The 6,998-nt window shown below is 58.3% G+C and carries 4 protein-coding genes and 1 pseudogene; all 5 read right to left on the bottom strand.

Annotation, left to right across the window (positions count from 1 at the left end; all coding sequences use genetic code 11):
* Positions 1 to 92: 92 nt before the first annotated feature.
* Entirely contained in the window at positions 93 to 854 is a 762-nt protein-coding gene (locus ACRESJ_RS32845) for a TenA family transcriptional regulator (protein WP_431761626.1), read from the bottom strand.
* Positions 855 to 931: 77 nt separating this feature from the next.
* Positions 932 to 3,387, bottom strand: a pseudogene (locus ACRESJ_RS32850) (EAL domain-containing protein).
* Between the two features lie 204 nt (positions 3,388 to 3,591).
* Positions 3,592 to 5,409 carry an ABC transporter ATP-binding protein gene (locus tag ACRESJ_RS32855; protein WP_431761625.1) on the bottom strand — a complete coding sequence of 606 codons (1,818 nt, stop codon included), beginning with the start codon at positions 5,407 to 5,409 and terminating at the stop codon, positions 3,592 to 3,594.
* Positions 5,402 to 6,004 carry a DsbA family protein gene (locus ACRESJ_RS32860; protein ID WP_431761627.1) on the bottom strand — a complete coding sequence of 201 codons (603 nt, stop codon included), beginning with the start codon at positions 6,002 to 6,004 and terminating at the stop codon, positions 5,402 to 5,404. The genes ACRESJ_RS32855 and ACRESJ_RS32860 overlap by 8 nt, the downstream gene beginning before the upstream one ends.
* A gap of 39 nt (positions 6,005 to 6,043) precedes the next feature.
* Entirely contained in the window at positions 6,044 to 6,985 is a 942-nt protein-coding gene (locus tag ACRESJ_RS32865) for a rhodanese-related sulfurtransferase (RefSeq protein WP_431761628.1), read from the bottom strand.
* Positions 6,986 to 6,998 lie beyond the last annotated feature (13 nt).

The following is a 6,998-nucleotide window of genomic DNA, read 5'->3' on the forward strand; positions in this document are numbered from 1 at the left end:
CGATAGCGTAGTGTCATTCAACATCACCGTTGATTGACACGACCTCATCGCGAGCAGGCTCGCTCCCACAATTGTATTGCGTTTTAGCTGAATCAGCTTTCTGCCAACTCCAGTCGCTCGCGGGCTACCGGCGTTTTTTCAGCATGCTCAAGCTGCATGCAACGCTCCAGGAACAGGTACATGTAGTCATAGCTCTTGCACACGGCCTGGCGCAGTTCCACCTGCAGGGATTTGCTTGGGTTCATACCTGCCAGCGTGCAGATGATTTCCAGTGCCTCCCATGGGTGGGCATCGTCGTACTGGGCATGCATCTTCAGCCACTTCATCGCACGCTTGCGCTCCTCCTCGGGGAACGAGTTGGCGTAGATACCATTGGAACAGACCACCGCCGACCACTCGCCGGTCGCACCTTCAATGGCGTAGTTGGTGGCGGCAATGGCCACGATCAGCGAATCCGCCGAACTGGTATGCCAACACCAATGACTCAGCGCGTGAAGTTCAGGGGCAACCTGTTGTGCCTGCAGATCTTCCAGGCTGACACCGTGCGCGCGGCTCCAGTTCACCCAGTAATCAGCATGGTTCAATTCGACGCGGATATTACGCATCAACCAGCGACGCGCCATGTCTTCGCCGGGATGACGGGCAAAGCGCGTCTTGGTCAGGTTTTGTGCCATGTATAACGCGAACTGTTCGACCACCGGCCAGCCACCTATGAGGTAGTGGCGCATGGTCTTTGCGCTGAGCTTGTTGTCTCGCATGCGCTGATACAGTTCGTGTTCGACAACCCGGCGCTTACTCTCGCTGCAGTCCTGGATCAGGCGCTGGGCCCATGCAGGATAACTGGCAGCTTCCATGAGTGGTCCGGTTCGGTTGAATGTGTCGATCACTGTCGGGCTCCTTTTGATTGTGATTATTGGATCAGCGAGAGATTTCAACGAAATGTGCCAGGGGCCCTGAACAATAAAGGCCGGGGTCTGGCAGGACGACTTAGCAGGCTATCGCAGGTAAACGGTTGCGGGCGTTCAATGACATACCCTTGAGCGTAATCCACTCCGATCTCAAGCAATGCCTGCTCGATCTGAGGTGTTTCGACAAACTCGGCAATCGTACGCTTACCCATGACATGGCCGATGTGATTGATCACTTCTACCATTGCACGGTTAATCGGGTCGTCCAGCATATCCTTTACGAAACTCCCGTCGATCTTCAGGAAGTCTACAGGCAAATGTTTCAGGTACGCGAATGAAGACATACCGGCGCAAAAGTCGTCCAGCGAAAACAGGCAGCCTAAGCCTTTGAGTTCATTGATGAATCTAATTGCACTGCCCAGATTGGAAATCGCGCTGGTTTCAGTAATTTCAAAACAAATCATTTCAGGCGGAATTGAATACGTCACGAATTGCTCGCGCAGGAAGTCCAGAAATGCCTCGTCTCCGATGGTGGTACCTGACAGATTAATCGCACACAGGGCCAGCGGCCCGCGATGTCTTTCAGCGCGGCACTGGGCAATGATCTTGAAAACATTCTGCACGACCCACCGATCCAGAGAACTCATCAGGCCATAACGTTCGGCTGCCGGAATGAAACTGCTGGGTAGAATCATGCGCCCGGCTTCGTCATGCAGGCGCAGCAGAATCTCGATGTGCCCACCACCCGAGTTGACGCCCAATGGCGCGATTTCCTGTGCGTACAGGCAGAATCGATCCTCTTCCAGCGCCATGTGCAAGCGCTGCACCCAGGCCATTTCGCCGAAACGCAGGGACAGCTCCGAGTCGTCGGGATGATAGACCTGAACCCGGTTGCGACCCTTTCCTTGGCCATGTAGCACGCCATGTCGGCAGCGCGAAGAGAGACTTCGAGGGTGGTCGGGTTCTGTGCAACATGCACCAGGCCGATACTCACGGTGGTTACGAATGGCCTGCCCTTCCAGACGAAATGCAGGTTCTGCACGGTCTGGCGCAGATTTTCGGCAATTTTCTCAGCGACATCCGGCCCACAGTTCTCCAGCAGGATTCCGAACTCGTCGCCACCGAGCCGGGCCAGGGTATCGCCCTCTCGCAAACCCGACTGCAACAGCGCACAGATGTGCCGCAGCAACTCGTCGCCCGCGGCATGGCCACAGGTGTCGTTGACCAGTTTGAACTGGTCCAGATCGAGGAACATCAGCGCATGCCGCCCGGACTGCCGCGTCAGGTTGTGCAGGGCTTGCTCCAGGCGATACTCGAATTCACGGCGGTTGGCGAGCCCGGTCAAGGCATCATGGGTGGCCTGCCAGGATAGATTGGCGATGTATTGCCGTTCCTGGGTCATGTCGTGCAACACCAGTACAGTGCCACTGACCTTGCCGGCATTGCTGATCGGCGCACCTACCAGGGTCACCGACACCGTGCTGCCATCCAGGCGCTGAATCAATTTGGAATGCTCGCTGCCACCACTGAGCTGGCCGCTCAGGATGCGCTCGATCAAGGTAAAACCGTCGGACTGAGCGTTCTCATCCAGCACGTTGAACAACGCTGCCAGCGGCAATCCCGTCGCCTGTTCGGCCCTCCAGTGAGTCAACACCTCGGCGGCCGGGTTCATGTAGGCGATGGTACCGTCGACATTCGTGGTAATGACCCCGTCGCCGATCGATTGCAGGGTGATCTGCGCCCGGTCCTTCTCAAGTTGCAAGGCATCAGCAAACGCATGGCGTTGCTTGAGCAGCTTATGGGTGCGCATCAGCGCCAGCGCAATCAAGCCAAGGGCGGTGGCAATGTTAGTCAGCAGCAGTAAACGAAGAATGACCCGCGAACCCTCCCCCAGTGCATCGCTGAAGGCTCTAGCAGCCGGGGTCACTTCATCATTGATGGCGAAAATCTGCACCTTCCAACGCCGGATATCCGCATCGGAGGCCGGGCTGGCAGTGATGTGCTGATGCATGTCCCGCGCAACGTCGTCGAGCTTGACCAGATAGGCGTCACCCACTGTCCAGAGATCGATGGCTTTTTCGAGATAACTGAAGTGGCGGAAATTGAGGTACAGCCAGATCAGACTGGAAACGTCATCCGGGTGATTGCCGCCCTTGAGAATCGCCAGCTGCGCCGCCTGGATGTTTGGCGGTTGCTGATCCAGCGCGACACGCAGCTCATGGCCGCCCTGGGGCACGGCAATTGCGGTTTGGTATTTGCGGAAAATCGACTCGTCGCGACTGTCAGCGTAGAGATTGAGGTAATAGATGGCGTCTTTCTGGCCCTTGGACCAGAGACTTTCGCCCGCTACATAGCCCCGAACCGCCGACAGCACGTAGAGGCTAACGCCACCCAACAGGGCCTGAAATACCACAACGGCGATAAATGGCCAGACGATGCCCAACAACCGTGGCGTTCCGAGTGTCCGCGTTTGATTCATGAGGTCCCTTGTATTAGCACTGCTTGTTCGTCTTCCGGACGAAATCGCTACAGCAAGACTAGGGTGCGATCTCATTCCCGGCAAGCGGGGATCCTCTGAAACGTGTACATATATTTCTGCCTGAAAGCGACTTGAAGTCTTGAAGCAGACGCTTCTTCCATTCAAGTGCAAAACCCGTCATGCGCCCGGTATTGCGCAAACAAGCTACAACTGCTGCAAATGCCCATAAAGCTTGGCGTACAAACCACCATCGGCAATCAATTGCTGATGGTCGCCATCCTCGGCGATTTGCCCGCCATCGAACACCAGCACCCGGTCCGCCTGTTTCACTGCGGAAAGACGGTGAGCAATGATCAACGTGGTGCGGTTGCTCAGGAAGCGCGCCAGTGCCTGGTGCAGGTTGTATTCGGTGGCGGCGTCCAGCGCCGACGTGGCCTCGTCGAGGATGACCACTTTGGGCTCGGCCAACACCATTCGCGCAATCGCCAGGCGCTGGCGCTGGCCGCCAGACAAACGCACGCCGGAACGCCCGACGATGCTGTCCAGCCCATTGGGCAATTCGCGGATCGTGGCGTGCAACTGGGCGATTTCCAAGGCTTGCCAGCATGCCTCATCGCTGCGTTCGCGGCCCATGGTCAGGTTGGCGCGTACGGTGTCGTTGAACAGCGCCGGGTGTTGCAGGACCACGGCGACATTTTCCCTCAACGTTTCCAGACCGATCTCTTGCTGGGTCGAACCGCCGAAGCGGATCGTCCCCGCCTGCGGCGTGTACAGGCCCAGCAGTAATTGCACCAACGTACTCTTGCCGCCACCGCTGGCGCCGACGATTGCGACCTTCTCGCCGGGGCCAATGGACAGGTTCATCTGGTTCAACACCAGTTCGTCGCCATATCCGAAACTCAAACCCTGAACCTCGATACCCACGGTCCCGCGCCCAACGAATGGGTCAACGCCATTGGGGTATTGCGGCTCATCGGCGCGCGACAGCAGCTCATTGATGCGCGACAGTGCGCCGCCAGCGGCGTAATAGGCGTACTGCAGGTTCAGCAGCTGCTCCACCGGGCCGATCATGAACCACAGGTAGCTGAACACGGCGAGCATCTGGCCGATGGACAGGTCGGAGAACAGCACCGTGAGCATCGCAGCGGCGCGAAAAATATCGATGCCGAATTGGAACAGCAAGCCGCTGGCCCGGTTCGAGGCGTCGGTTTTCCACTGCGAGTTCACCGCGTAATCACGAACGTCCCTGGCCCGCTGCCCCAAGCGCCCAAGGAAAAAGCCCTGGCGGTTACCGGCGCGCACTTCCTGGATCGCGTCGAGGGTTTCGGTCAGCGCCTGGGTAAAGCGCGACGTGCTGTCGTTCTCGAGTTTTTTGAGGTGTTTGACCCGTTTGCCCAACTGCACCGTGGCGTAGATCACCAACGGGTTGAACAGCAGAATCAGCAGCGCCAGTTTCCAGTGCATCCACATCAGGATCCCGGCGGTGCCGACCAGCGTAAGCATCGCCACGAGGAAACGACTGAGGGTTTCACCGACGAATTTGTCCAGGGTGTCCAGATCGGTGACCAGGTGAGTGGTCACGGTGCCGCTGCCCAGGCTCTCGTACTCGCCGAGCGAGATACGCTTGAGCCGCTCAATCAGGCGCAGGCGAATGCGGTAAACGATGTCCTTGGCCAACGCGGCGAACAAGCGTGACTGCACCACGTTGAAGAGCAGTGCCGCGCAACGCAGGGCCAGGGTTACCAACAGCATCAAGCCGATGTAGCCGGCGGCCTTCTGCGACACCTCGGGGAGTACGAGGTTCATGATTTTCAGCGCAGCATCGCCGTGGCCCAGCAAAACTTCGTCCACCAGCAACGGCAAGAGCAAAGGGATAGGCACGCTGCACAAGGTCGCCAGCACGGCCACGCCGTTGGCGATCCACAGGGATTTTTTATGATGAAGGGCCAGACGACGGATTTCGGCCCAGCTCAACCGATCGACACGTTTAGTGCTTGGGCACTCGTCGGGCAGATCATGCACAGGCAGCGCGCTCCAGCCAGCGGCCGAGCAGCGGGGACAACACACTCAAAGGCTGATAGCCATTGGTCAGCAACGCCAGTTGACCGTTTCGCTCGGCCAGCAAGGTTGGAAAACCGGCGATACCCAGATCCTGCACCCAAGTGAAATCGGCAGCGGTGGCGGCGTGCATATCGGCACGGTCGAACGCGGCGGCGAATTCGATGCGCGGCAGGCCGGCCTGCTCCGCCAGTTCCACCAGAACGCTGGCGCGGGTGACATCGCGACCTTGCGCATAAAACGCATGCTGAATCAGCCCGAGCAGTTTCCACGCACAATCCGGCGCCAGGTGGCGTGCGGTCACCAACGCCCGGCAGGCGGGTTCAGTGTCGTAGACAAAACCGTCAGGCAACGCGCCTTCGCGCTTGAACGGCTGGCCGGTGGCTTCGGTGACCGCCTGCCAGTGTTCAAGAATGTAGCGCTTGGTGGAGGGTTCCAGCGCGGCGCCACTGCCGGTGCGTAAACCACCCACCACAAGATGCACATCCACCCCCGCAGCCGCGGCCTGCTCTACCAATGCGTTTGCAACCGGAGCAAAGCCCCAGCACCAGGAACACATCGGATCCATCACATAGAGCAGGCGGCATGCTGACATGGTTCAGGCCTCGGAAGATGCTTGCTTATAGTTGTAGCCGATCGGGTGAGGCTGGTTGCGAGCCTTGGCCAATTCGATCTGCTTTTGCCGATCGATGGCGCTGCGACGGGTTTTCTCGCTCAGGCTGTCCCAGCAATGCGGGCAACTGATGCCGGCCACATAATGCTCGGAGGTGCGATCTTCGACGCTCACCGGCGTGCGGCAGGCATGACACTGATCGTAGTCGCCTTCAGTCAGGTCGTGGCGAACCGTGACGCGGTTGTCGAACACAAAGCAGTCGCCCTGCCATTTGGTTTCTTCCTGCGGCACCTCTTCGAGGTACTTCAGAATACCGCCCTTGAGGTGAAAGACCTCGCCATAGCCTTCGCTGAGCATATAGCTCGACGCTTTCTCGCAGCGAATGCCGCCGGTGCAGAACATCGCGACCTTCTTGTGCACGGCCGGGTCGAAGTTGGCTTTGATATAGTCGGGAAATTCGCGAAAACTGGTGGTTTTCGGGTCGATGGCGCCTTCGAAGGTACCGATCGAAACTTCGTAGTCGTTACGGGTATCGATCAGCAGCACTTCCGGATCGCTGATCAGCGCGTTCCAGTCCTGTGGATCAACGTAGGTGCCGACCTTTTTGTTGGGGTCCACGCCTTCAACACCGAGGGTGACGATTTCTTTCTTGAGTTTGACCTTGGTGCGGTAGAACGGCTGTTCGTCGCAGTACGACTCTTTATGGTCAAGGTCGTGCATGCGTGGGTCGTTCTTGAGCCAGGCGATCAGCCCGTCAATGCCTTCGCGGCTACCGGACACGGTGCCGTTGATGCCTTCTTCGGCGATCAGCAGCGTGCCTTTGATGCCGTTGTCGACCATCGCTTGCAGCAGTGGCTCGCGCAGGGCGACGTAATCTTCCAGGGTGACGAACTTATACAGTGCCGCCACGACAATCTGTTGTGTCATGGGTAAATCTCCA

The sequence above is a fragment of the Pseudomonas sp. genome (genome assembly GCF_050739655.1).
Lineage (GTDB): Bacteria > Pseudomonadota > Gammaproteobacteria > Pseudomonadales > Pseudomonadaceae > Aquipseudomonas.

What these genes read in the sequence shown, in the direction of transcription:
- ACRESJ_RS32860 (WP_431761627.1), bottom strand. Translation starts at nt 6,004, where the DNA reads ATGTGTTCCTGGTGCTGGGGCTTTGCTCCGGTTGCAAACGCATTGGTA.
- ACRESJ_RS32845 (WP_431761626.1), bottom strand. Translation starts at nt 854, where the DNA reads ATGGAAGCTGCCAGTTATCCTGCATGGGCCCAGCGCCTGATCCAGGAC.
- ACRESJ_RS32865 (WP_431761628.1), bottom strand. Translation starts at nt 6,985, where the DNA reads ATGACACAACAGATTGTCGTGGCGGCACTGTATAAGTTCGTCACCCTG.